Source organism: Streptococcus sp. 339, assembly GCF_013277285.1.
Classification (GTDB): domain Bacteria; phylum Bacillota; class Bacilli; order Lactobacillales; family Streptococcaceae; genus Streptococcus; species Streptococcus pseudopneumoniae.
On record NZ_VMMR01000053.1, the window covers coordinates 41074 to 66834 of the forward strand.

The following is a 25761-nucleotide window of genomic DNA, read 5'->3' on the forward strand; positions in this document are numbered from 1 at the left end:
TCACTTTCTATTTAGATGTTTTTCTAAATACCATTATACACCTTTCTATTCTAAACACAAGAACTATTTAGATTTTTTTCTAAATAGTTTAGGGAATTTTTATTTTCTCAGGATAAAGTCTAAAGAGTAATTTTCAAACCATACGTTGGGGAAATAGACCTTTTTTTGGTATAATAAAATCTATAATCTGAATGAAAAAGGTAACTTTATGAAACTTATCTCATGGAATATTGATTCTCTCAATGCTGCCCTAACTAGTGACTCAGCTCGCGCGAAATTGTCCCAAGAAGTCCTACAAACCTTGGTCGCTGAAAATGCTGATATCATCGCTATCCAAGAAACCAAGCTTTCTGCCAAAGGGCCTACAAAGAAACACTTGGAAATTTTAGAAGAACTCTTCCCAGGCTACGAAAACACGTGGCGCTCTTCCCAAGAGCCCGCCCGTAAAGGCTATGCTGGAACCATGTTCCTCTATAAGAAAGAACTCACACCCACTGTCACTTTCCCAGAAATTGGTGCCCCTTCTACCATGGACTTGGAAGGCCGTATCATCACTCTAGAATTTGATGCATTTTTCGTAACCCAAGTTTACACTCCAAACGCTGGTGACGGTCTCAAACGCTTGGAAGAACGCCAAGTCTGGGATGTTAAATATGCTGAGTATTTGGCTGAACTAGACAAAGAAAAACCAGTCCTTGCGACCGGTGACTACAACGTAGCCCACAATGAAATCGACCTTGCAAATCCTGCTAGCAACCGCCGTTCACCTGGATTTACTGACGAGGAACGTGCTGGATTTACCAACCTTTTGGCAACTGGATTTACAGACACCTTCCGCCATGTTCATGGCGATGTTCCTGAACGCTACACTTGGTGGGCACAACGCAGCAAAACTTCTAAAATCAACAATACAGGCTGGAGAATCGACTACTGGCTCACAAGTAACCGTATCGCTGACAAGGTCACTAAATCTGATATGATTGACTCAGGTGCTCGCCAAGACCATACACCGATTGTCTTGGAAATTGACTTGTAAGGATTTTCTATATGGACTACAATGCGGTCATTCCCGAGTTTCTTGTATCGAATATCGAACAGTCCCGGTCCTTCTACTGTGGTTTACTGGGTTTTAGGACTGAATACTAACGTCCAGAAGAAAACTTTCTCTTTCTCTTGAAGAGTGTCAACTAATGTTAGAGGAGGGAACAAAGGATCAACTAGCTGAACTGACCTACCCCTTTGGTCGTGGAGTCAATCTCTCCTTTGGCATAAAGGATGTTCCAAAACTCTATCAAAAAGTGATGGAGGCAAACTATCCTATCCATCGTCCCCTGACAAAAAGAGAATTTCGAGTAGGAGATAGCTTTATATATCCTCATGAATTTGCAGTTTTGGATCCAGATGGCTATTTTTTAAGATTTAGCGAGTAGAATAATAAAGATTGGGAAAAAATCTTTAAAGTTAGAGAAAGGCATATTGTCAAGTTTTGAAAAATCTTGATAATATGCCTTTTATGATGAAAAAATCTTCTAATACTCTTCGAAAATCTCTTCAAACCACGTCAGCGTCGCCTTACCGTACTCAAGTACAGCCTGCGGCTAGCTTCCTACTTTGCTCTTTTATTTTCATTGAGTACAAATGTTAGCTTACAATTGAAAATTTGTCTATTTGTCTTCATTTTGTTCGTTTTTCAAACCAAAACACTAACAAAATATTTGATTTCTAAAGTTATTTAGTGTAAAATAAAAACATTGGCTCAAGCCTATTTAAAATTGAATATCATTTTACTTGTTTATGTCGTGAATTGGCACGACGTTTCTACAAGGTGCCGGAACACCTAACAATAAGTAAGTCAGAGTGAGGTAGGGGTGTTTTTGCCATGCCTATTTTGGGGACTTACTTAGAGATTAAGTAGGTCTTTTTTGAATATTTTTAATATTTCCCTTAATTAGTGCGGACGGGAGGTGAAATTATCCTGTGAATAATTTCAGGAATCCAGGGAATTTCATCCCTAATTTTTGAGCCAAAAGTCTCAAAAATCCCGTCATAGACAATAACAAGATTATTGTCTATGATACCACTACAACGGGAAATATTTGATAAGACTCGCTTCGCTCGTAATAGTTTTATCAAATATATAGTATTAGCAAAAGGGATCACTATAGAAACATTTAAACAACAAGTAAATTAGCTTTTAAACTTTAGGAGGTCTTATGAAATTATTAGAAGAGCGCATCCTCAAGGATGGGCATATCTTGGGTGATAACATCCTCAAGGTAGATTCCTTTTTAACCCACCAAGTTGACTTTAGCTTGATGCGAGAGATTGGTAAGGTTTTTGCGGAAAAATTTGCTGCTACTGGCATTACCAAGGTCGTAACCATTGAAGCGTCGGGTATTGCCCCAGCCGTTTTTACAGCTGAAGCCTTAAACGTTCCCATGATTTTCGCCAAAAAAGCTAAGAACATCACCATGAACGAAGGCATCTTAACTGCTCAAGTCTACTCCTTTACCAAGCAGGTAACCAGCACCGTTTCTATCGCTGGAAAATTCCTCTCACCAGAGGACAAGGTCTTGATTATCGACGATTTCCTTGCTAATGGCCAAGCTGCCAAAGGCTTGATTCAAATCATCGAACAAGCTGGTGCCACAGTCGAAGCTATCGGTATTGTGATTGAAAAATCCTTCCAAGATGGCCGTGATTTGCTTGAAAAAGCAGGCTACCCTGTCCTATCACTCGCTCGTTTGGATCGTTTTGAAAATGGTCAGGTCGTATTTAAGGAGGCAGATCTCTAATGCAAACTCAAGAAAAACACTCGCAAGCAGCCGTTCTTGGCTTGCAGCACTTACTAGCCATGTACTCAGGATCTATCCTGGTTCCCATCATGATTGCGACAGCCCTTGGCTATTCAACTGAGCAGTTGACCTACCTGATTTCCACAGATATCTTCATGTGTGGTGTGGCAACCTTCCTCCAACTCCAACTCAACAAATACTTTGGGATTGGGCTACCAGTCGTTCTTGGGGTTGCCTTCCAGTCGGTAGCTCCCTTGATTATGATTGGGCAAAGCCATGGTAGTGGCGCTATGTTTGGTGCCCTTATCGCATCAGGGATTTACGTGGTTCTTGTTTCAGGTATCTTCTCAAAAGTAGCCAATCTCTTCCCATCTATCGTAACAGGATCTGTTATTACCACGATTGGTTTAACCTTGATCCCTGTCGCTATTGGAAATATGGGAAATAACGTTCCAGAACCAACTGGTCAAAGTCTCTTGCTTGCAGCTATTACTGTTCTGATTATCCTCTTGATCAACATCTTTACCAAAGGATTTATCAAGTCTATCTCTATTTTGATTGGTCTGGTTGTTGGAACCGCCATTGCTGCTAGCATGGGTTTGGTGGACTTCTCTCCTGTTGCGTCAGCACCACTTGTCCATGTCCCAACTCCACTCTACTTTGGGATGCCAACCTTTGAAATCTCATCTATTGTCATGATGTGTATCATCGCAACGGTGTCTATGGTTGAGTCGACTGGTGTTTACCTAGCCTTGTCTGATATCACGAAAGATCCAATCGACAGCACGCGCCTGCGCAACGGTTACCGCGCAGAAGGTTTGGCCGTACTTCTCGGAGGAATCTTTAACACCTTCCCTTACACAGGATTTTCACAAAACGTTGGTTTGGTTAAATTATCAGGTATCAAGACTCGCCTGCCAATCTACTACGCAGCTGGTTTCCTGGTTCTCCTTGGACTCCTTCCTAAGTTTGGTGCCCTTGCTCAAATCATTCCGAGCCCTGTCCTCGGTGGTGCCATGCTGGTGATGTTTGGTTTTGTATCCATTCAAGGAATGCAAATCCTCGCCCGTGTTGACTTTGCTAACAATGAACATAACTTCCTTATCGCAGCTGTATCCATCGCTGCAGGTGTCGGACTCAACAACAGTAATCTCTTTGTCAGCATGCCGACAGCCTTCCAAATGTTCTTCTCAAACGGAATCGTCGTAGCTAGCCTACTCGCCATTGTACTCAATGCTGTATTAAATCATAAAAAGCAATAAGAAAAAGAGGTGCGAGCCTCTTTTTTTGTTTATCACAAATTGATTATAAATACTATCAATCCCAATTCCCATCTAATATTTCTTTTATAAACTTCTTAGGCATCCAAAAGGAGTGTTTTGTAATCCTACGTCCATCTGGAAGTTCATCTGTATCAGATAATGAGCCTTTCCCAACAAATTTTCCTTTTTCAATTTCATAGTAAGCATTGGTAGCATGTAATTTCGTAAATAGAATTCTATTTATCTTACTTTGAGGGAAATTAGTTGAAACTTTATTACCATTTTGAGTTAATTTAACTCCGTCAGAAATAATTTGTCTAGTTTCCTGCCACACTCTTTGGATTTCTTCTAATTGTCTATCCTGAAATCCCCAAAATTTGATAGAATCTAATACAAATAGCTTAGGTTCAATTTCCTTAAAAATAACGAAAAGGAATCGTTTATTATAAATTTCATTATAAACATGTGATGATTCCCAACTATCTGTTTCTGCTAATTCTTTAAAACAATAAGTTTTAAATGGAGAGTCTTCCTTAGGTAAATTATTCTTATCTACTCGAATAACTCTCAAATTCATGTTTGCTTTTTGAAATTCTTTGGTCTTATCCAAATCCCCTGTCAAGCCTAAAATTTTTCTAATCAGAGTACTATTCTTACCTTTTGCCTTGGGATTCACTTCAAATCTATCATATAACTTTTGTTCAGAGAAACCTTTGTAGGAAAGAATCTTCTCTGCAATAACCTCAGTAAATGACTTTTTTTCACCCCTAAAATTAGCCAAAACACTTTCTTGATCTGATTGGTTAAAGATTTTATGATTAATCAGATAGGTCATATAACTTGATTTTAATTCCCAAGCTCTTTGTTTTGCTAATTCATGACTAAATGGTTGCTGTCTTAAATCCTTTCCTTTACCTGCACCTTTTGTACAAGTTGATAAATAGTTTCCATCTGATTCTGATAATTCATGTGCCTTTCCATTTTTGATTTTGTCTGTAATCTTCTGATAGTCTTCAAGGATGACTGCCATATCCTCCTCAAACCATTCATATAAAAATATTTTTTCAATGACATAGTCCTTCATTGTTTGATTGGGAATTAAGCCATTGTAAAACAATAACAAAATCTTTGCACATTTTTTCCATAAATGAGTGGAGTAAAAATCCTCTAAATTTTCCTCCATATAGTTTAGTATTGTTAATACAAGTCGTTCTTTTGCACTAAGTGTCCCATTTTTGTTTATCTTAAAAGGAGTAACTTTTAATTCTACACCTATTTTTTCAAAGTCAGCTTCCGAGTCACTATTTGGCTGATAACCATAGAAATATTTTTCAATATAATTCCCATACTGCCCTTTTGACTTCATACTAATTGCTTTATCTTGTACCTCAGAGACTACTCTATCATTATAATCGTCATATGATTTATAAAGCGAACGATTATACTCCTCCATAACATCGGAAAATTTTCTATTTAATAGTTTATGAGAATATTCAATAACACTATCGATATCTTCATCGTTATAGTTAAATAAGTTTTGATCCATTTTCTTCTCCTATCTTTTATATTATATCAAATTAAACTAAAGCAAACATTAATACTTGATCAATCATTGAAAATAGTATATAATGGATTAAACTGTAAAAAAATGAAGGAGAAAAGATGAAAGTTCTCGAACTATTTGCTGGAGTTGGCGGTTTTCGGATAGGATTAGAAAATGCCGATAAGCAACTCTTTAAAACAAAATGGGCAAACCAATGGGAACCATCTCGTAAATCTCAAGACGCATTTGAGGTCTATGATTATCACTTCCCCAATAGCGAAAACATCAATATTAGTATCTCTGATGTAACAGACGAACAATTTTCCAAAATGGATGCCGATATGATTGTCGGTGGTTTTCCTTGCCAAGATTACTCTGTTGCGCGTAGCAAGAAAGATGAAAAAGGTATTGAAGGAAAAAAAGGAGTTTTATTTTGGGAAATCATTAGAGCAACTGAAATCATTAAACCCAAATACTTAATTCTGGAAAACGTGGATAGGCTTTTAAAAGCGCCCTCAAAACAGAGAGGACGTGATTTTGCAATCATGCTAACAGCTTTTAATAACCTTGGATATTCTGTAGAGTGGAGAGTTATTAATGCTGCTGAGTATGGAAGAAGCCAACGAAGACGTCGTGTATTCTTTTTCGTATATCGAAATGATACAGTCTTTGCCCAAAAAAATGACAATCTTTACGAAAAAAATGAAGAAATCTTTGAAGAGAATAGGTATGATGACTATATTTTCAATCAAGGTCTATTTGCAAAACAATTTCCTATTAAACCTATAGCAGTTAAAAATCGTCATGTGTTTTATGAGTTACCAAATGATATAGTTGAAGTTTCAGATACTTTTACTGGTACTGTTTGGAATACAGGAATTATGAGACATGGAAAATACTATTCTATTGATACAGAACCTAATTACAATGGCAATCCTATCACTCTAGGAGAAATTCTTCAAGATGAGTCTGAAGTACCTGAAAAATATTTTTTAACTGATCAGTCAAAATTGGAAAAATTTCAATATCTTAGAGGACCTAAGAAAATTGAACGAACATCCTCTGACGGACATCAATACATCTATTCAGAAGGAGGAATGTCCCCTTATGATGATTTAAACCTTCCAGGACGAACAATGCTTACATCCGAAGGAACAGTTAATCGTTCCACACATTTATTATTTGTAAACAATAAATATAGATTAATTACACCCATTGAAGCTGAACGCCTTCAGGATTTCCCAGATGATTGGACAGCTAAAAAGAAATTGTCAGATGGATCTATTGTAGAGGTATCTGATAAAATGAGAATGTTTTTTATGGGAAATGCTTTGGTTACTGAGATTGTAAAAGAAATTGCTAAATTTATTAAAAAAATTGATTAATTTATCTGAAACTAAAAAAGAGGTGCGAGCCTCTTTTTTGTGTGACAAAATAAAAACATCTATCTAATCATATATGCTAGTGTCATAGTTCTGAAAATCATCTGAATCAAGAACAATTTCACAACTCTTATACTTTTCTCTTACAAGTCGTTCGGCTTCATCTGGATTTTCAGCCTCTATACTTACTAAACGTGATAAAGTTTCTGTAATTTCTACTGTATACTTTTTCAGTTTTAAATTGCTTTCCAATCATTCACTTATTAGCAATAATCTATATAGTTTTGGGCTTTCCAACCACTCTGGTAATTCATCTCCATATTCCCAGCTATATTTTTTATTCAATAAAAAAAGTTGTTTCTCATCACCAAACTCCATATTTTCAGACAACCACCTCACACAATCAGGGTCTGATAAAGTATAAACCATTACACATAAGTTTTCATAATTTCCGATACTTTCCTCTACCTTTAAATTCTATTATTTCTTTGTCTCTTAATATTTGAAGCTGTTGCCTAATCTTTTCTTTGATATGATTGTTCTTAACAAAGATATTTTTTAGGTCACTTTCAAAACGATACATATCTTCAAGGGTAAATTCTGAACCCTCTATCTTATCTATACAATTTAGAATTTCTATTGTCCAACCTCTTACTGAAAGAGAGTTCTTCCTTAAAAATAAACTTTGCTTAAATTCTTTTGTAACTTTTTCTGGATCTCTAACTTGTCCATTTTTCACAAAAAATATTCTTCCTTTAGAAAGTACTTGTGATAAATCAATGTTACAACCAATCCAACCTGCTCGTCTAGCAGTTGGCGCAAGTGGCTTCCTTTGAATAATTGATTTCGGTGTAACAAATTGCTTCGGAAGGACAAGAAAATTATTTACCTCAAAATTTTTTGTATAAGTTAAAAAAGAAATTAGAATTATTATCTACCTGCACACGCTCCATCATCGTTGCATAAGCACCATCATTGATTGTTGATGAAAAATTTCCTTTTTTGCTCTTTAGTTCAAACTCCTCACTACAATGATTACAGTAAAAATCTGCTACAGGTCTATTATTTTCAAAATGATTTAAAGGATTTTTCCCACAATTAGGGCAATAAGACTGACGATAAACCCAATCCTCCATTAAGATACGTGCCTTCTGACTATTACTTTTATAGGTTTCTACTAGTTCTAAATTAAATTGTAATTCCATTTAAAAATTCCTCACTAATATGAGAATTCACTCGATATAAGCAATTAAAATCTACTATAACTAGTATACCACATATATGTACCTATTACATTTGTATTTCATCATTCTCTTTTATATTTCCTTCTCACATATCTCATAAAATATACCCTAGTTCTTGAGCTAATTTTAAAGAAAAAGCATAAAATTGAGCTATATTCGCTGGTATGGTAATTGCCATGGCAAGTCCACCTGGTAATCCTGCAACAACAGAAGTCCCACTCGCTAATAAAACATTATCCCTAATACAGACATTAGCCACTCGATCTAAGATTTCTTAAGATAAGAGAGACGTTGGGCCTTGTTCTAATAAGGTAGGAATGTCCTGTGAATCTAATTCTTTGGAAAACTTATCCACTAAAAACTTCGAACGATCAACCTTAACAACAGGTAGTTTCACCACTTGTTGCAATACTTGCATAGCTAAGTCTTGTTCAGCCATATAAATACCTCTTTCTCTTGTATCTTTATCTCATAATATCACACTATCTAAATTTTATAAATCTTTTTAATAATTTTTAATACTCTTCGAAAATCAAATTCAAACTACGTCAGCTTCACCTTGCCCTACTCCAGTACAGCCTGCGGCTAGTTTCCTAGTTTGCTCTTTGATTTTCATTGAGTATAAGTCTAGAAAGATTCCCCCATCATGTTTTATTGCCTTTTTCTCCACCAAAAAAGAGGGTTGCCCCTCTTCTTTAGTTCTTATCCAGATTGCGTAGCATCTCGTCAATCTTGTTTCCATACTCGATGGACTCGTCTTTGACGAAGGTCAAATCTGGGATTTTGTACAATTTCAAATTGCGACCAAGTTCACGTTTGATGGTACCAGTTGCTTTTTCAAGCCCGATTTGGACTTTTTGGATATCCGAAGCAAGGTTACTCAAAATGGTGTAATAAACCTTGGCAACAGACAAGTCACCCAGCATCTGAACATCTGTGATGGTCACACCTTGGACACGTGGATCACGGACTTTCTTTTGCAAAATCTCATTGACTTCACGCTTGATTTCCATGCCCACACGATCTGTACGGAAATGATTTGCCATGATATTCCTTTCTCTACTTTGAACCAAAAGCTAGGCCAGCAGACCTAGCTATTTTTATTAGATAGAGGAACTAGAGCCATTTGAATCTAGGAAACAAGCCTTAGATAGAACTGAAGTTCATCAAGGCGCTGTTGACGACGAGTCAAATGAGCTATCGTTTCTCTATTATCTCTTGATTTCTTCCATGACATAGGCCTCAATCACATCATCCATCTTAATATCATTGTAGCCGTCGATCATCAATCCACCTTCACGGCCGTTTGTAACTTCCTTAACGTCGTCTTTATAGTGTTTCAAGCTTGCGAGTTCACCATCATAGATAACGACACCATCACGGATAACACGGACTTTAGAGTCACGGGCAACCTTACCGTTGATAACCATAAATCCACCGATAGTTCCCACTTTAGACACCTTGAAGGTTTCACGAATAACTGCTTCACCGATAACTTTTTCTTCGAATTCTGGATCAAGCATCCCTTTCATGGCTTCTTCCATCTCTTCGATAACCTTATAGATAATGCTGTGGAGACGAATTTCCACATCGTCAGCTTCTGCTTGTTGACGAGCTTGTGGTGTAGGGCGTACGTTGAAACCAACGATAAAGGCATTTGAAGCTTCGGCAAGGGTCACGTCAGATTCATTGATAGCACCGACCGCTGAGTGGACGATGGTCACTTTGACACCTTCCACATCGATTTTCTGAAGTGATGCAGAAAGGGCTTCAACAGAACCTTGTACGTCAGCCTTAATGATAACGTTAACAGACTTGAGTTCACCAGCTTTAAGGGTATCAAAGAGGTTTTCAAGGCTAACACGTTGGGTAGCTTGACGTTGTTTCATGAGGGCACGTTTGGCACGCTCTTCACCTGCTGCACGCGCAGATTTTTCATCTTCGTAGACAGCAAAGTGGTCACCCGCCATTGGCGCTTCGTTCAAACCTGTGATTGAAACTGGCGTTGATGGACCTGCTACCTTAACACGACGACCAAGGTCATTGGTCATAGCACGGACACGACCGAAGGTATTTCCGACAACGATTGGGTCTTGAACATTCAAGGTACCTTGTTGAACAAGAAGGGTTGCGACCGCACCTTTTCCTTTATCCAAGCGCGCTTCGATAACTGTACCGATCGCACGCACTGTTGGGTCTGCCTTGAGTTCTTGAATTTCAGCTACAAGAAGGACTGTTTCCAACAATTCTTCGATGTTTTGGTTGAATTTAGCTGAGATTTCAACAAATTCAGAATCTCCACCCCAAGCAGTTGACATAACTCCATGCTCTGCCAATTCACCGATAACGCGTTCTGGGTTAGCACCTGGTTTATCAATCTTGTTAATGGCTACGATGATTGGAACGTTAGCTGCTTTTGAGTGGTTGATGGCTTCAATAGTCTGAGGCATAACCCCGTCATCTGCCGCTACGACCAAGATCGTAATATCGGTAACAGAAGCACCACGCGCACGCATTGATGTAAAGGCCGCGTGTCCTGGTGTATCAAGGAAGGTAATCTTCTTACCATTTTCCACGATTTGGTAGGCACCGATATGCTGAGTAATACCACCTGCTTCACCTGTCGCAACACGTGAGTTACGAAGAGTATCCAAAAGGGTTGTTTTACCGTGGTCAACGTGTCCCATGATAGTAACAACTGGTGGACGCTCAACCAATTCATCTTCATTGAGATAACCATCTTCGACAAAGAAACGTTCGATGTCAGCATTATCCACTTCAACCTTTTGTTTGGCTTCGATACCGTAATCCACCATGAGGAGTTCAATTGTTTCCCCATCCAAGGATTGGTTTTGTGTGGCCATGACACCCATCATAAAGAGTTTCTTAACAATTTCAGCTGGTTCACGTTTGATACGTTTTGCGATTTCCGCAACGGTCATACCATCTGTATACTCAAATTCTGTTGGCAATTCATGGAATTTACGCTCTGTAACAGGTTTTGGAGTCTGATTGCGGTTGTTCTTGTTATTGCCTTTTTTGTTCTTTTTGTTGTTATTCCAGTTACTATTCTTTTGATTTCTCACTTGATTTTGACTACTTCGATTCTTTTGTTGTTTTCTAGGACCATCTTCTTCATGATCATAATCGTCACGATTTTTGTCTGGTCGAGCTTGTTTTTTACGACGTGTATCCACTGCAGGTTCTTTTTTCTCAGGGACGACTTCAACCACTGCTTGAACTTGCTGTGCTTGTTGCGCTTGTTCAGCTAACTTAGCCGCTTCTTCAAAGATTTCCTCTGGTTCCTTGCGTTTGTTAGCTTGAGCCAAGGCTTCTTTAGCAGCCTGATACTGCTTGAAACGTTCCTCACTTGAACGTGCATATTCAGCATTTTGCTCTGCTTTTAGGGCTGCTGCACGGGCTTTAAAGTCAACACGTGGAGCCGCTTGATTTGGACGTTTATCCTCTTGTTGACGGCGTTCATTTCCTCGATTTTGCTGACCTTGCTGTTTCTTAGCTTGATCATTAAAGCGACGATTATCGCGGTTGCCTTGACCTTGTTTTCCACCATTGCGACCGTCGTTTTTCTGACGGTTTCCGTTTTGTTGTTGGTCACGGTTATTGCCCTTATTTTGCTTGCGTCGTTCTGCCTGTTCTTTGGCACGAGCTTCACGCTCAGCCTTGAAATTACGACTTTGCGGTTTAGCTGCTACTTTTTCTGTTTTCGGAGCGACTGGCTCAGCAGGTTTTGCCTCTTCCTTAGCTACAGCTGGTTTAGCTGGCTCAGATTTTTCGGCTTTCTTTTCTGCACTTACTTTTGGTGCTGCAGGTTTTGGTTCTACTTTCGGAGCAGCTGCAGGCTTAAAGCTGGCAGCAATTTTTGCAGCGACAGCTTCTTCCACACTTGATGAGTGGCTTTTCACATCCAAGCCCAACTCTTTTGCACGCGCTACAACTTCTTTACTTTCTTTTCCAAGTTCTTTTGCGATTTCGTACAATCTTTTCTTAGACAAATCATGTCCTCCTCTTCTATTCCATAAGAGACCTCATTTTCTTTGTAAATCCAGCATCTGTTACAGCCAAAACCTTTCTCGATTTTCCGACTGCTATGCTTAATTCCAGTGTTGAAAACACGGTTACAATTTCTACTTGATAATAATGACTTTTATCTTGAATCTTCTTGGTCAGGTTGGGTCCAGCATCATGGGCTAGAAAGACCAACTTGGCCTTGCCGTCTTGAATGGCCTTGACCACCAATTCCTCACCCGATATGATACGCCCTGCTCGCTGAGCAAGTCCCAAGAGATTACTTATCTTTTGCTTATTCAAGTCCTAACTCTCTTCTTTTCACTTTGTGATCCACATAAGCGATCAACTCATCATAAAAGCTTTCTTCCACTTCCATGCTAAAGCTGCGGTTAAAGACCTTCTTCTTTTTCGCCTCTAGGGCTTCTGCATTGTCTAGTTTGATATAAGCGCCGCGGCCATTGGCCTTGCCTGTCGGATCGATAAAGACTTGTCCTTCCTTGTTCTTGACAATACGAAGCAAATCACGCTTATCAATCACTTCATTGGACACAACAGACTTGCGCAAAGGGATTTTTCTCGTTTTCATCTTTCCCTCCTCTAGCAGCTTTTATTCTTCTACAGTATCGTTTTCTACTTCCAACTCTACTGAATCAGCTTCTTCCATGGCTTCAAATTCGCTAGCAGACTTGATATCGATACGGTAACCAGTCAAGTGAGCCGCCAAGCGCACGTTTTGTCCACGACGACCAATGGCAAGAGAAAGCTTGTTATCTGGAACAACCACCAAGGCACGTTTGCTGTCGTTTTCATCAAAGATAACTTGGTCAACCTCAGCAGGAGCGATGGCATTGTAGATAAATTCAGCTGGATCTGCTACCCACTCGATAACATCGATATTTTCTTCGATTGGTACCATGCGGTCATTTTTAGCATCGTAACGAGCTGGGTGGAATTTGCTAGTAATCTTCTTGATATTAGCACCACCACGTCCAACGATTGTACCGATAGCATCCACGTTTGGATTGTGGCTACGAACAGCAACCTTCGTACGGTCACCTGCTTCACGAGCCACGCTCATGATTTCAACAGTTCCATCATAAACTTCTGGAATTTCTTGCTCCATCAAACGTTTGATCATTTCTGGATGGCTACGGCTAACAAAGACGTTCACACCACGAGGGTTGTCTTCAACCTTGTAAACATAAACTTCGATACGATCATGAGAAGCAAAAACTTCTCCAGGAATTTGGTCTTGTTTTGACAATTGGGCTTCGATGCTACCAAGGTTGACATAGATAAAGCGGTTGTCAAAGCGTTCTACTGTACCAGACATGATTTCTTGCTCATGTTCTTTGTAAGTATTGTAAGTGATGGCACGTGTTTGCTTGCGCATTTTTTCCATGATGGTTTGTTTGGCAGATTGGGCTGCTACACGACCAAACTCAGCTGGTGCTTCTTCAAACTTGATTTTGTCTCCAAGTTCATAAGCTGAATTAATGGCAAGAGCATCTTTCAAGCTGATTTCCAAACGGCTATCAAATACTTCATCAACAACTTCACGGACAGTATAAACTGTAAAGTTACCTGTTTTTTCGTTGAAGTCAATAGCTACGCTGTCTGACTGACCATAGCGTCTGCGATAAGCGGAACGAAGCGACTCTACTACTGCGTCGATGATGTCTTCTTTTTTGATTCCCTTGTCTTCTTCCAAAATGCGGAAGGCCTCTAGCATTTCTTTACTCATGTTTTCTTCACTTTTGAATCCTCAAAAGCTATCCTTTCTTTTTCTATAATTTAACTGCTAAACGTGCTTTTGATACTAAACTGTATGGAATTTGGACGGTTTTCTTACGCGTCTTGTCCATATATTCCATAGTCAACTCGTCCTCTTCGAAGGCCAACAAGGTTCCTTCAAAGACCTTTTGCTTATCGATGGCTTGGTAGAGCCCGACATGGATGTATTCCCCAACTGCTCCAGCAACGGCATCCTTGGTTTTTAAAGGACGTTCCAAACCTGGACTGGTGATTTCTAGGAAATATTGTTCTGGGAAGGGATCTGGCTTGATGGTATCTAGGACAGGACTGATCATTTCTGTCAAGTCTGCCGTGTCGTTCAAGGTAATTCCTTCAGGTTTATCTACAAAAATACTGAGAATCATGTCACTGCCAATCTTTCCATACTCGATATCCACGAGCTCGAAAGGAGCTTCTATGACAGGTTCTACAACTTCTCTGACTAATTCTACGATTGTTGCGATTGCGTCCACCTCCTCATAAGCAAGAGGCGAAGATATTTCCCCGCCTCACTTTTCATATTCTTACTCTTAGTATAGCACATTTGCTAACTTATGTAAAGCAAAAGCACTTATACAGCCTGATTTCAGGCTATTTCTTAAAATTCTACCTCAACTCGGTAGATAACTTGCCCCTTATTGGAGAATTTTTGCTCGTATTCTGTCATGACATTGCCTTCAAAATCACTGGCATGTAAGTCTAGCCAGACACCATTGAGCTTCATGCCATACTGAGAAAAGCTCACTAAACTGTACTCAAACAAGCCACGGTTATCCGTCTTGAAATGAATTTCTCCATTTTCAGGCAAGATACGTTTGAAGGTATCCAAGAAGGTCTTGTAGGTCAAACGACGCTTTTCATGGCGTTTTTTAGGCCAAGGATCTGAAAAGTTCAGATACAAGCGATCAATCTCACCGTCTTCAAAGTAGTCTGTCAAGTCAGAACCATCTACCCACAAGAGCTTGATGTTAGGCACTCCAACTTCAAGAACCTTGTCTAAAGCGTAACTCAAAACAGACTTTTGAATATCAATCCCGATATAGTTGATGTTAGGGTTTTGTTTGGCCATACCTGAAACAAAGGCACCCTTTCCACTCCCAACTTCCACATGAATGGGATTATCATTGCCAAACAAGTCCCGCCATTTTCCCTTGGCTTCTAAGGGATTAAGGACCACATACTGGGGATTTGCCTCTAGTAATTCTGTTGCCCCTTTACGATTTCTAACTCTCATCTTCTCTTTCCATACTTGTCTCGGAAGTGACGCAAGCCATGAATCTCCCGATTGACATTTTCTAAATCTTGGTTCATATAATACTTGGAAATCTGGCTCAAGTAAGACAATTGACCGTACCAATACAATTTATTTAATACCGTTTGATTGTACTTGTAACCGTAGTAGGTCAACCATTCCTTCCACTGATTTTCTGGAATATAATGGCAGAGCATGTGGGCCACATCAAACATGCGGTCGGTCAAGCGAACCGAATCCCAATCTACCAAATAAATCAAGCCACTGTCTGTCTCAATCCAATTACTATGTCGTACATCTCCATGGACAATGGTCGCATAGTCCTCTCTAAATCCTGGAATAGTCTGACGTAAATCAGCCATCACTTCACTGATAAAATGATTTTTACGCAAAGCATCTGGAGCCGTTTCCTGCCAAGACTGTAGTAAATCTACAGGTGTTTCCATGGCATATCCCAAACGACTCAACTGTGTCATCAACGGACGTGAGCGATGAAGACGGGTTAAAATATTGACGATTTGTTTACGATTCATATCATAGGGGGTCAATATCTTGCCTGTCAACCATTCTTGAGCACACATATCACGCCCATCTGCCAAACGGCGACTCCATAATAATTGTGGAGCAATTTGTTCTCTAGCTAGACCAGGTAGGATTGGAGAGGTGTTCATTTTTACAAAGATGCGCTTCCCATCAGGATAGCTACCCATATAAGCCTTGCCACTCTTCCCAGGTATGGGAGTCAGTGTTAGCTCATTATCACCCAAATCCATTTCTTTCCTCCGTATAAAGTTTCCTTACTATTCTACTAGTTTTTGGCCTATTCGTCAACCGCTCCACATCCGATTCTCAAAGAAAAGCCTCTGGATTGGCTTGGGTATCATTATAGAAAGAAAAAGGCAAGCACCGTCTTCTGCTTACCTTTTCATAATTTTTATAAATAATATAAGAGTGGCCAAGCATTATAAAACATGTGAACTAGAGTAGAAACCCATAGGTTTTGGCTCTTTTTATAAGCAAAGCCCAGCAACAAGCCCCCAAGTAGATAAAAAATAAACGAAGGCACATTAGAAGGTCCATGCATGAAAGAAAAGAGAGAGGAAGTTAGCACAAGCCCTAACCAAGAATTGTCAAAAACCGCACCTTGAAGAAGTCCTCTGAAAATGAGTTCCTCCTGGATGGGGCCAAAAACTGAGGAAGTCAAAACCAAAGACAGGGAAATTCCTCTGCGGACTTCCGCCAAGTGTTGAACTCCCGCGCCAGAAGAAATAGCGAAGAAATGAATATAAACCAGCGTCTCAAGCAGACTTAGAAGAAAGATTGTAATGAAAAGCAAAATGTCTTTCTTGCTTAACATCCCAAAAGAAATCATTTCAAACTTTCTAGCATAAGCAACGCTCAGCGAGGTTACTAGAAGACTTACAAGAATCAATGCAAATTCATTTTGAAAAAAGTCCCCATGGTTAATCGTATAAGGAACTGTAATGACGATTATTAGTACTAAAAATCCAAAGCACAAGGCATGAAATTTATCAAAAAACTCCATAAAATTATCCTCCTCACCAAACAGACTTCCTACGCGTTATTCTTTAGTTCTAGCCTTTCCAAAACAAACCATTTTAGTAACCAAAATCCGACCACATAGCCAGCCCCTAAGAATATAGCCATTAAAGCTAGCATGGAATTTAGGAAATTAAAGACCACCGCAGACACAAAGGTTAGCACAAAAACATTAAAAGCAATGGTGTCAGAAGCCAAGACTAGAATATAGGGTGTCAACCAGTCTAAGGTTTTGGAATCTAGGAAAAATAAGCGTTTATACATGATAACCTCCTCTATGGCTGAAAAGCAAGCCTTTTGCTTTTTTTACCCCAAGACCCTATGTAGAAAAGTGAGCAAAAACGGGAAGGTCGCTACAATATTATTGATCACATGCACCGCATAGGATGGATAAATACTCTTGGTATAGCGGGTCAAACCGGCAAAGATGATGCCAAATGTCGCAAAGACGAAAATATCTAACAGACTAGGTAAGTTTGAAAAATGAGGAAGAGCAAACAAAATGGAAGGAAGAAGCAAATCAAGGCCAAATCGCGAATGCTTAAAGAAGGCGTGTTGAAGTAATCCCCTATAAATCAACTCTTCCATTAGTGGAGTCAGGAAAAACAGGGTTACATAGATACCTAGCTCAGCAAAGTTGGTCCCACTATAACCGATCAATACGGCCCAACCTTCAGCAGTTGACTGAACATGTTTAGCTATCTGAACGTTAAAAGAGATCTGGAGCACTAGCACTAATACTGTCAAAATCGAATACCAAAGCCATTTTTTTCTTGGAATGTGAAAGAGATAACCATGACCTGTCTTAACCAGAATCCAAATCATGACTCCGCTAAATAGTAAACTCAAGATATTTTGAATCCAGACGAAATTGCCAATCTGGGAAGAAAATTGCCAATAATTTTGGACGATAAGCGTCAGCTGAGAAAGACCAAATACGAAAAATAAGTAAGAGAAGACTGCACTTATTTTGAATAGAAGTTGATACTTTTTCATAGAAATTCTTCCTCATTTCTTGTATTTCAGCCTATATTCCACATAAATGAAAACCCGCTCCTATATAACCACGGTCATGATAACCGCGCGGGCAGTAACCACTTACTGGAAAAGGACCTGAATTTTTTAATATAGGAGGGTAAGAACCGAATGGACTTACCTGATTAGCGTACCCTCTATAAATATCAGATACATCCCCACCCTCTATACGAGCAAGCATTTCATTATCCATAACTGCAAATTGTGACATCATTTTTGTATCCATGACGAATATCTCCTTTTTTATGTTTAATTTTTGTCCTGTTGCAACCTTAACAATGTTAGTATACTACTATTTTTTGAAATTTTCCATCCAAATCATAAATAGTCATCAAAACATCTTGAGGCGTTAAAATAGTCGAAAAAGAAAGCATTTCAGAAATACTTTACCTTTTACCATTCATTTCATATACAATTATAATCTTTTATATATAAAATAAATACACCTATCTTCTCATTCTTATCTACAGGCAAATTCTAGCCATATATTATTACAAACAAATAGTATCATTGCACCTGTTTACCATCTATTTTTATTTATGAATTTTTTGTTTCACTTTAATCATTACAGAAGTCATAAAAAACGCGACAGCCAGCCGAAGCAGTTGGTAACTTTCTTCCTCTCCTGTTTTCGGTAATAATTTTTCATTCGAAGTAATAGATTTGCTTACATAATCAGTCCCCTTAACATCAGTTGAAGGAGTTTTATTTTCTTGAGCAACATCAAAAATAGGTTTAGGAGTTTCCAATTGATTCTTATTGTCTAACATTGCTAAATTGTCAGATTGAGTAGTTTTAGCTTCAGAAGTTGAGTTTGTACTCTTCACTTTCCCACTATTTTCACTATTAGAATTGGGATTAACATTGGATATTTTCATTTCAGTTCTTTTTTCATCACTCATACCTTTGCTGTCACTTACAACTTTATCACTAATATTCATGCTGTCACTTCTAGTATTCTCATCACGGACACTTTCAGTTACTGTTTCCTCAGAAGATTTCACTGTCTCCGTTTGCTTAGGTGAGTTTCTCGAGTACATATAATCATACACCTGTTGTGCAGTTGCTCCGCCACCAACCCATCCAGATGTCGGATGTCCATTTCTTAAATACAAAATTGTTGGTGTTCCTGGAATACCGACTTTTTTAAATAGAAACTCTCTCGCTTCCTCATCAAAATCCTTACCATCCAAATCATAATACTCTAACTTCTTTTCAATCAAGTTATTAAATTCTTTCAATTCAGGAGAAAATTGACGACAATGAGAGCAAGTTTTTCTACCAAAATAAATAGTATGTTCCAATTGATCCTCTGTAAAAGATTGACGAACAGCTTCAATATCTATCTTTTTAAAGTCCGTAACATTGTTCTCATATTCTTCTGGAGTTACAACAGAAGGTTTATGCTCCACCTTTTCCTTAGCCGATGGCAAATCTGGTGCCACAACAGAACTATCATTCGCCTGGATAGATGAAGTAGTAGGATGTTCTTCTGCATATACAACACCCGTAGTAATAGATGCAAATACAAGTGGTACAAGTAATAGCGATTTTATATTTTGTTTCTTCATAAGAATACTCCTTTACATTTGTTATCTTTATCTTACCTTATTTAAGATTACAAATTCATCTAAATCTTAAATGGTCATCGAAACATCTTGAATTGCAAAAACTTCATTATAAAAGAGTAAGTATTGCGAAAACACTTACCCTTTTCTTTTATACTTCATTAAGCTCTACTTTTTATAATACTTCAAGCCCCAAATGAGTAAAAACATGACAATCAAGCAGAGAATATCACCAATATAGGCGATTATTTGTTGGTAGAATTTTCCTGCTGTGATACTTCTATACAAACAAATAATAGACATAAAACCTGTCAAGCCGACGAACATGAGTTGATTGGTTCTAGGACTAACCAAATCATCATTTACGTATATTTAAGAGCATTTCTTTTATGTTAATGTATGTTAGCACTGAAAAGCAAGACAGGCCAATAATATTTAAAATGAACAGTAATGGGTTTAAGTCTCTAAAAAAATTAGCCACTGACACTATAAGAAATACTAACAATACTATAGTCGAAACTATTTTTTTCTTATCCATAATTATTCACTCCATTCCAAGTCAGTCCATCTTATCAACGAAGAGCGATTTTTAACAGAAGGTAGCAGCACCCGTTGCACCTCCACCCCAAAAACCAGCAGCCGCTCCAGATACAGTACCAAAGAAAGGTAGCGTTACAGTGCCCACAGCACCACCAGCAACTCCTCCAGTCAATGCACCTCCAACTACACCAAGTCCACATTTTATCCAACCGCCACCTTCAACGCAAGCAAGCATTTCAGTATCCATAATCTCAAATTGTTCCATCATTTTTGTATTCATGACAAATACTCCTTTTTAATTTTTAATTTTGTCCTGTTGCAACTTTGACAAGTTTAGTATATCATTGTTTTTTAAAATTTTTCATCCAAATCTTGAATTGTCATCGAAACGTCTTGAATTGCAAAAAATTCATTATAAAAGGGTAAGTATTGCGAAAACACTTACCCTTTTCTTTTATACTTCATTAAGCTCTACTTTTTATAATACTTCAAGCCCCACATAAGCAGAAGCATGATGATTAAGTAGAGACAAGCAAGGGCAACTGACCCAGGAACAATCTCACAAAGAATATGATTCTTTTTTAGCAAGAAAAGCTTTCATTTCTTTTCTTTCTTTTTAATTAAAGCAAAATAGATTATAACCGCAATCATATAGGCTATGGTATAAAATAGATTATACCAAATACTCTCCCTAAGCGGATAAAGAAAGATGGACATGATCAGATACAAGATTAAAATGATAAATATTTTTTTCTTCATAAGATTTCCTCCTAAATGTACGCTTTATCTTAGTTTAGCTACAACCTTTACACTGCTAGTATAGCACTCATTTTGATTTTGAATCACTGAAATCATAAATGGTCATCAAAACATCTTGAACAATAGCAAGATTTTTATCTATACAAAAATAGTTATACTCAACAACAATCAAACTAAGGAACTAAACACATATAGTTTAAAATACTTTTTGAGATTTCAAACAATACTGACAAAGTTAATAATAAATCTGTGGTAGTATTTCCCACCTCCACTACTTTACAATTTTATAAGTGTATTGATTAAATAATGTATTAGAAAAAAACGAACAAGACTGTGTTAATAACCTGTCTTATTCGTTTAATTTATTAAACTTGTTCAGGAATTATTTGAAGCAAGATTAGCTGATTAAACAGTCACCTTTTAACATGGAACTGGAGGTGCAGGATTCCATGAACTTTTTGGAATGCATACTGGAGGAACATATGGAGCAGGTTTTATCATCCCTCCGATACTCTTCAAAAGCCCCCAGCCAATACATCCGACATCTGCAATAAAACAGTCATCTCCACCACTAATTGTCTCTAATTCTACTTCATTCAAAGCAATATAATCATTTTTGTTCATTGTTATAATTCATTCCTTTCGTTTCACTCAAGGCACAACACAGAATGAAAAAGTGTTGTGCTCTTTATTTTATTTTGTTTTATAATAATCATGAGAAAGCCTATCACTACTACAAATCACGGGGAGCTGAATAAGTGAGTGGTACAGCCACTACATCGCATGTTTATAGGTGGTCATTCTTTCCATCAAGCACAAGAACTGTGACTATGAGTACGTAAACTTATGATGGAATAAGCGACTCGTTTGCAAAAGAACAGCTTCTATCCGTGCATAGGTCAATAAGTTATATAAATTCTTATACAATACAACACTACTATATCTATACACGAACACAGAACCACTGATGAGGATTTTTCCGGCATTGATTCGTAAAATCATCAATTGCTGTATCAACAATGCTACCTGAAACATAGCCTACCGCTCCCCAAAACAAAGCATCGTCAACTCCAAATATTCCTCCCTCTATCCTATCAAGCATTTCATTATCCATAACAGAAAATTGTTCCATCATTTTTGTATTCATGACAAATACTCCTTTTTATTTTTAATTTTTGTCCTGTTGCAACTTTGACAAGTTTAGTATATCATTGTTTTTTTAAATTTTTCATCCAAATCTTGAATTGTCATCGAAACGTCTTAAATTAGCTTTTTTATTTAAAACTACCTCTAAATTTTTTTAAAAAGATAATTTCTAATCACTTTTTTACCATTCAGGAACTTTCAATGACTATTCAAGATTTCATAAAATATGAACTTATTTTTATGGCATAATATACCTATCTACTATATGAAAGGAATTGCCAATGACTTCTTATAAACGTACATTTGTTCCTCAAATAGATGCGAGAGACTGCGGTGTTGCTGCCTTAGCCTCGATTGCTAAATTCTATGGTTCAGATTTTTCTCTAGCTCACTTGAGAGAACTTGCAAAGACCAATAAAGAAGGGACGACTGCTCTTGGCATTGTAAAAGCCGCTGATGAAATGGGCTTTGAAACAAGACCTGTTCAAGCAGATAAAACGCTATTTGACATGAGTGATGTCCCCTATCCATTTATCGTTCACGTTAACAAAGAAGGAAAACTCCAACATTACTATGTTGTCTATCAAACAAAGAAAGACTATCTGGTTATTGGTGATCCTGACCCTTCTGTAAAAATCACCAAAATGTCAAAAGAACGCTTTTTCTCTGAATGGACTGGAGTAGCTATTTTTCTAGCTCCCAAACCCAGCTATCAACCCCATAAAGATAAAAAGAATGGTCTACTAAGCTTCCTTCCTCTGATTTTCAAACAAAAATCTCTCATTGCTTACATCGTTCTCTCAAGTTTATTGGTCACGATTATCAATATAGGTGGTTCTTATTATCTCCAAGGAATCTTAGATGAATACATCCCAAATCAGATGAAATCAACTTTAGGAATCATCTCAGTTGGTCTGGTTATAACCTATATCCTCCAACAAGTCATGAGCTTCTCCAGAGATTATCTCCTAACCGTTCTGAGTCAAAGATTAAGCATTGATGTGATTTTATCCTATATTCGCCATATTTTTGAACTTCCTATGTCTTTCTTTGCGACACGTCGTACAGGAGAAATCATTTCACGGTTCACAGATGCTAACTCTATTATAGATGCCTTGGCTTCTACCATTCTCTCTCTTTTTCTGGATGTTTCCATTCTGATTCTTGTAGGGGGCGTCTTACTGGCACAAAACCCTAATCTCTTCCTTCTTTCTCTTACTTCCATTCCTATATACATGTTCATCATCTTTTCTTTTATGAAGCCTTTCGAAAAAATGAACCATGATGTCATGCAAAGTAATTCTATGGTTAGCTCTGCCATTATCGAAGATATCAACGGGATTGAAACTATAAAGTCGCTCACGAGTGAAGAAAATCGCTATCAAAATATAGACAGCGAGTTTGTAGATTATTTGGAAAAATCCTTTAAGCTCAGTAAATATTCTATTTTACAAACGAGTTTAAAGCAGGGAACAAAATTAGTTCTGAATATCCTTATCCTATGGTTTGGCGCTCAATTAGTCATGTCGAGTAAAATTTCTATCGGTCAGCTGATTACCTTTAACACACTTCTTTCTTACTTTACAACTCCTATGGAAAATATTATCAACCTCCAAACCAAACTCCAATCTGCGAAGGTCGCTAATAACCGCTTGAACGAGGTCTATCTAGTCGAATCTGAATTTCAAGTTCAAGAAAACCCTGTTCATTCACATTTTTTGATGGGCGATATTGAATTTGATGACCTTTCTTATAAGTATGGTTTTGGACGAGATACCTTAACAGATATTAATCTCACGATTAAACAAGGAGATAAGGTTAGCCTAGTTGGAGTCAGTGGTTCTGGTAAAACAACTTTAGCCAAAATGATTGTCAATTTCTTTGAACCCTACAAAGGGCATATTTCCATCAATCATCAGGATATTAAAAACATTGATAAGAAAGTCTTGCGCCGTCATATTAATTACCTGCCCCAACAAGCCTATATCTTTAATGGCTCTATCTTGGAAAACTTAACTTTGGGCGGTAACAATATGATTAGCCAAGAAGATATTCTAAGAGCTTGTGAATTAGCTGAAATCCGTCAAGACATTGAAAGAATGCCTATGGGCTATCAAACTCAGCTCTCTGATGGAGCTGGTCTATCAGGAGGACAGAAGCAACGAATAGCCCTCGCTCGTGCTCTTTTAACTAAAGCTCCTGTTTTAATACTAGATGAAGCTACTAGCGGTCTTGATGTCTTGACTGAGAAAAAGGTTATAGATAATCTTATGTCCCTAACTGATAAAACCATTCTCTTTGTAGCCCATCGTCTCAGTATAGCCGAACGAACTAACCGTGTCATTGTTCTTGACCAGGGGAAAATCATTGAAGTTGGTAGTCACCAAGAGTTAATGCAGGCGCAAGGCTTCTACCATCATCTATTCAATAAATAAGGAGAATGTCATGAATTCTAATCTTTTTAGAAGCGTCGAGTTTTATCAGAGACGTTACCATAACTATGCGACAGTGTTAATTATACCTCTTTCATTACTGTTTACTTTCATCTTGATTTTCTCCCTTGTTGCCACAAAAGAAATTACTGTTACTTCCCAAGGAGAAATCGCCCCTACAAGTGTCATTGCATCCATTCAGTCAACCAGTGATAATCCTATCCTAGCTAATCATTTAGTGGCAAATCAAGTAGTTGAAAAAGGAGACTTACTCATCAAATACTCTGAAACAATGGAAGAAAGTCAGAAAACTGCCTTAGAAACTCAATTACAAAGACTTGAGAAGCAAAAAGAAGGACTTGGAATTTTGAAACAAAGTTTAGAAAAAGCGACTGATCTTTTTTCTGGCGAGGATGAATTTGGCTACCATAATACCTTTATGAATTTTACTAAACAATCCCATGATATTGAACTGGGTATCTCAAAGACTAACACTGAAGTTTCAAATCAAGCTAATCTTGCCAATAGCAGTTCATCAGCCATCGAACAAGAAATTACAAAAGTTCAACAACAAATTGGAGAATATCGAGAATTGAGAGATACTATCATAAATAAAAGGGCTCGCTTACCAACTGGCAATCCGCACCAGTCAATTTTGAATCGTTATCTTGTAGCCTCACAAGGACAAACACAAGGAACTGCAGAGGAGCCATTTTTATCTCAAATTAATCAAAGTATTGCAGGTCTTGAATCATCTATCGCAAGCCTCAAAATTCAGCAAGCTGGTATCGGAAGTGTAGCAACTTATGATAACAGTTTAGCAACCAAAATTGAAATACTCCGCACTCAGTTTTTACAGACAGCCTCACAGCAACAACTAACCGTGGAGAACCAATTAACAGAATTAAAAGTACAGCTAGATCAAGCGACACAGCGCTTAGAAAACAATACCTTAACCGCCCCAAATAAAGGTATCATTCATCTGAACAGTGAATTTGAAGGTAAAAATAGAATTCCAACTGGTACAGAAATTGCTCAAATATTCCCTATCATCACAGATACAAGAGAAGTACTAATCACTTACTACGTAGCTTCTGACTATCTACCTCTACTAGATAAAGGACAAACTGTAAGATTAAAACTGGAGAAGATTGGAAATCACGGCATTACCATCATCGGCCAACTTCAGACAATTGATCAAACTCCTACCAGAACAGAGCAAGGCAATCTCTTTAAATTAACCGCTCTTGCAAAACTATCTAATAATGATAGTAAACTCATCCAATACGGCTTACAAGGTCGCGTCACTAGTGTAACTGCAAAGAAAACATATTTTGATTATTTCAAAGATAAAATTTTAACCCATTCTGATTAATTTTCAGATAACACTCTATAACTATTTATTATCTTATCAAAAAGG

The 25761-nt window shown here is 37.8% G+C and carries 24 protein-coding genes, 4 pseudogenes and 1 riboswitch; of the genes and pseudogenes, 8 read left to right on the forward strand and 20 right to left on the reverse strand.

The genetic code is table 11. The features are described 5' to 3' along the window. Window positions 1-208 precede the first annotated feature (208 nt). The 5 genes and pseudogenes from HT736_RS07175 to HT736_RS07195 all read left to right on the forward strand — a co-directional run bounded on the left by HT736_RS07175 (window position 209) and on the right by HT736_RS07195 (window position 4057). Entirely contained in the window at window positions 209-1036 is an 828-nt protein-coding gene (locus HT736_RS07175) for an exodeoxyribonuclease III (RefSeq protein WP_172929920.1), read from the forward strand. An 11-nt stretch (window positions 1037-1047) separates the two neighbouring features. Beyond that, a pseudogene (locus HT736_RS07180) lies at window positions 1048-1143 on the forward strand (glyoxalase); the annotation flags it as partial. Between the two features lie 47 nt (window positions 1144-1190). Further along, window positions 1191-1430, forward strand: coding sequence for a glyoxalase (locus tag HT736_RS07185; RefSeq protein WP_050222918.1), 240 nt, complete (start codon window positions 1191-1193; stop codon window positions 1428-1430). 338 nt (window positions 1431-1768) lie between these two features. Then, window positions 1769-1864: riboswitch (purine riboswitch) on the forward strand. A 349-nt stretch (window positions 1865-2213) separates the two neighbouring features. Then, window positions 2214-2795 (forward strand): xanthine phosphoribosyltransferase, encoded by a 582-nt coding sequence (locus tag HT736_RS07190; protein WP_172929921.1) that lies wholly within the window; start codon window positions 2214-2216, stop codon window positions 2793-2795. Beyond that, the gene (locus HT736_RS07195) at window positions 2795-4057 is read left to right on the forward strand and encodes a nucleobase:cation symporter-2 family protein (protein ID WP_001194509.1); all 1263 of its coding nucleotides are present in this window, start codon (window positions 2795-2797) and stop codon (window positions 4055-4057) included. The genes HT736_RS07190 and HT736_RS07195 overlap by 1 nt, the downstream gene beginning before the upstream one ends. 55 nt (window positions 4058-4112) lie before the next feature. Here the strand turns inward: HT736_RS07195 and HT736_RS07200 are convergent, their stop codons facing one another. Continuing rightward, window positions 4113-5603 (reverse strand): Sau3AI family type II restriction endonuclease, encoded by a 1491-nt coding sequence (locus tag HT736_RS07200; RefSeq protein WP_023935643.1) that lies wholly within the window; start codon window positions 5601-5603, stop codon window positions 4113-4115. Between the two features lie 116 nt (window positions 5604-5719). On the opposite strand from HT736_RS07200, the gene dcm reads away from it, so the two are divergent. After that, on the forward strand, window positions 5720-6985 hold the full coding sequence (dcm, locus tag HT736_RS07205) for a DNA (cytosine-5-)-methyltransferase (RefSeq protein WP_023935642.1): 1266 nt from the start codon (window positions 5720-5722) through the stop codon (window positions 6983-6985). A gap of 63 nt (window positions 6986-7048) precedes the next feature. Here dcm and HT736_RS11765 read toward each other — a convergent pair. The 19 genes and pseudogenes from HT736_RS11765 to HT736_RS07300 all read right to left on the reverse strand — a co-directional run. Beyond that, window positions 7049-7429 (reverse strand): annotated as a pseudogene (locus HT736_RS11765) (DpnD/PcfM family protein); the annotation flags it as partial. Continuing rightward, window positions 7425-8187: pseudogene (locus tag HT736_RS07215) on the reverse strand (DpnI domain-containing protein). The pseudogenes HT736_RS07215 and HT736_RS11765, both read right to left, overlap by 5 nt. A 139-nt stretch (window positions 8188-8326) precedes the next feature. Continuing rightward, a pseudogene (locus tag HT736_RS11770) lies at window positions 8327-8665 on the reverse strand (hypothetical protein); the annotation flags it as partial. 256 nt (window positions 8666-8921) lie between these two features. Next, window positions 8922-9272: a 30S ribosome-binding factor RbfA gene (gene rbfA / locus HT736_RS07225; RefSeq protein WP_001273597.1), complete on the reverse strand. Its 351-nt coding sequence runs from the start codon at window positions 9270-9272 to the stop codon at window positions 8922-8924. A gap of 165 nt (window positions 9273-9437) precedes the next feature. After that, complete coding sequence (gene infB / locus HT736_RS07230; protein ID WP_172930883.1) at window positions 9438-12239, reverse strand: translation initiation factor IF-2; 2802 nt, start codon at window positions 12237-12239, stop codon at window positions 9438-9440. Between the two features lie 16 nt (window positions 12240-12255). Then, window positions 12256-12555, reverse strand: coding sequence for a YlxQ-related RNA-binding protein (locus HT736_RS07235; protein WP_001041390.1), 300 nt, complete (start codon window positions 12553-12555; stop codon window positions 12256-12258). Further along, the gene (locus HT736_RS07240; RefSeq protein ID WP_000857562.1) at window positions 12548-12841 is read right to left on the reverse strand and encodes a YlxR family protein; all 294 of its coding nucleotides are present in this window, start codon (window positions 12839-12841) and stop codon (window positions 12548-12550) included. Before HT736_RS07240 ends, HT736_RS07235 begins: the two co-directional genes overlap by 8 nt. A 21-nt stretch (window positions 12842-12862) precedes the next feature. Beyond that, complete coding sequence (gene nusA, locus HT736_RS07245) at window positions 12863-13999, reverse strand: transcription termination factor NusA (RefSeq protein ID WP_172930884.1); 1137 nt, start codon at window positions 13997-13999, stop codon at window positions 12863-12865. A gap of 43 nt (window positions 14000-14042) precedes the next feature. Beyond that, entirely contained in the window at window positions 14043-14522 is a 480-nt protein-coding gene (gene rimP, locus HT736_RS07250; protein ID WP_007284956.1) for a ribosome maturation factor RimP, read from the reverse strand. 125 nt (window positions 14523-14647) lie between these two features. Further along, window positions 14648-15283: a tRNA (guanosine(46)-N7)-methyltransferase TrmB gene (gene trmB, locus HT736_RS07255; protein WP_172930885.1), complete on the reverse strand. Its 636-nt coding sequence runs from the start codon at window positions 15281-15283 to the stop codon at window positions 14648-14650. Further along, window positions 15280-16074 (reverse strand): phosphotransferase family protein, encoded by a 795-nt coding sequence (locus HT736_RS07260; protein WP_172930886.1) that lies wholly within the window; start codon window positions 16072-16074, stop codon window positions 15280-15282. The genes trmB and HT736_RS07260 overlap by 4 nt, the downstream gene beginning before the upstream one ends. Window positions 16075-16235: 161 nt before the next feature. Beyond that, the gene (locus HT736_RS07265; protein WP_172930887.1) at window positions 16236-16847 is read right to left on the reverse strand and encodes a type II CAAX endopeptidase family protein; all 612 of its coding nucleotides are present in this window, start codon (window positions 16845-16847) and stop codon (window positions 16236-16238) included. 29 nt (window positions 16848-16876) lie between these two features. Next, complete coding sequence (gene blpZ / locus HT736_RS07270; protein WP_172930888.1) at window positions 16877-17125, reverse strand: immunity protein BlpZ; 249 nt, start codon at window positions 17123-17125, stop codon at window positions 16877-16879. Between the two features lie 42 nt (window positions 17126-17167). Next, complete coding sequence (locus HT736_RS07275; RefSeq protein ID WP_000760519.1) at window positions 17168-17857, reverse strand: CPBP family intramembrane glutamic endopeptidase; 690 nt, start codon at window positions 17855-17857, stop codon at window positions 17168-17170. Window positions 17858-17888: 31 nt separating this feature from the next. Further along, window positions 17889-18122: a ComC/BlpC family leader-containing pheromone/bacteriocin gene (locus HT736_RS07280; RefSeq protein ID WP_000379956.1), complete on the reverse strand. Its 234-nt coding sequence runs from the start codon at window positions 18120-18122 to the stop codon at window positions 17889-17891. 307 nt (window positions 18123-18429) lie between these two features. Continuing rightward, complete coding sequence (locus HT736_RS07285) at window positions 18430-19467, reverse strand: thioredoxin domain-containing protein (RefSeq protein ID WP_057487495.1); 1038 nt, start codon at window positions 19465-19467, stop codon at window positions 18430-18432. Window positions 19468-20053: 586 nt separating this feature from the next. Beyond that, on the reverse strand, window positions 20054-20284 hold the full coding sequence (locus HT736_RS07290; RefSeq protein WP_138705444.1) for a bacteriocin class II family protein: 231 nt from the start codon (window positions 20282-20284) through the stop codon (window positions 20054-20056). A gap of 899 nt (window positions 20285-21183) precedes the next feature. Continuing rightward, window positions 21184-21387 (reverse strand): pncT, encoded by a 204-nt coding sequence (locus HT736_RS07295; RefSeq protein ID WP_138705442.1) that lies wholly within the window; start codon window positions 21385-21387, stop codon window positions 21184-21186. A 319-nt stretch (window positions 21388-21706) separates the two neighbouring features. Then, complete coding sequence (locus HT736_RS07300; protein WP_138705441.1) at window positions 21707-21910, reverse strand: bacteriocin class II family protein; 204 nt, start codon at window positions 21908-21910, stop codon at window positions 21707-21709. A gap of 280 nt (window positions 21911-22190) precedes the next feature. On the opposite strand from HT736_RS07300, the gene blpA reads away from it, so the two are divergent. After that, on the forward strand, window positions 22191-24344 hold the full coding sequence (gene blpA, locus HT736_RS07305) for a peptide cleavage/export ABC transporter BlpA (RefSeq protein ID WP_172930889.1): 2154 nt from the start codon (window positions 22191-22193) through the stop codon (window positions 24342-24344). Between the two features lie 10 nt (window positions 24345-24354). Further along, on the forward strand, window positions 24355-25716 hold the full coding sequence (locus HT736_RS07310; protein WP_172930890.1) for a bacteriocin secretion accessory protein: 1362 nt from the start codon (window positions 24355-24357) through the stop codon (window positions 25714-25716). The last annotated feature ends 45 nt before the right edge of the window (window positions 25717-25761 follow it).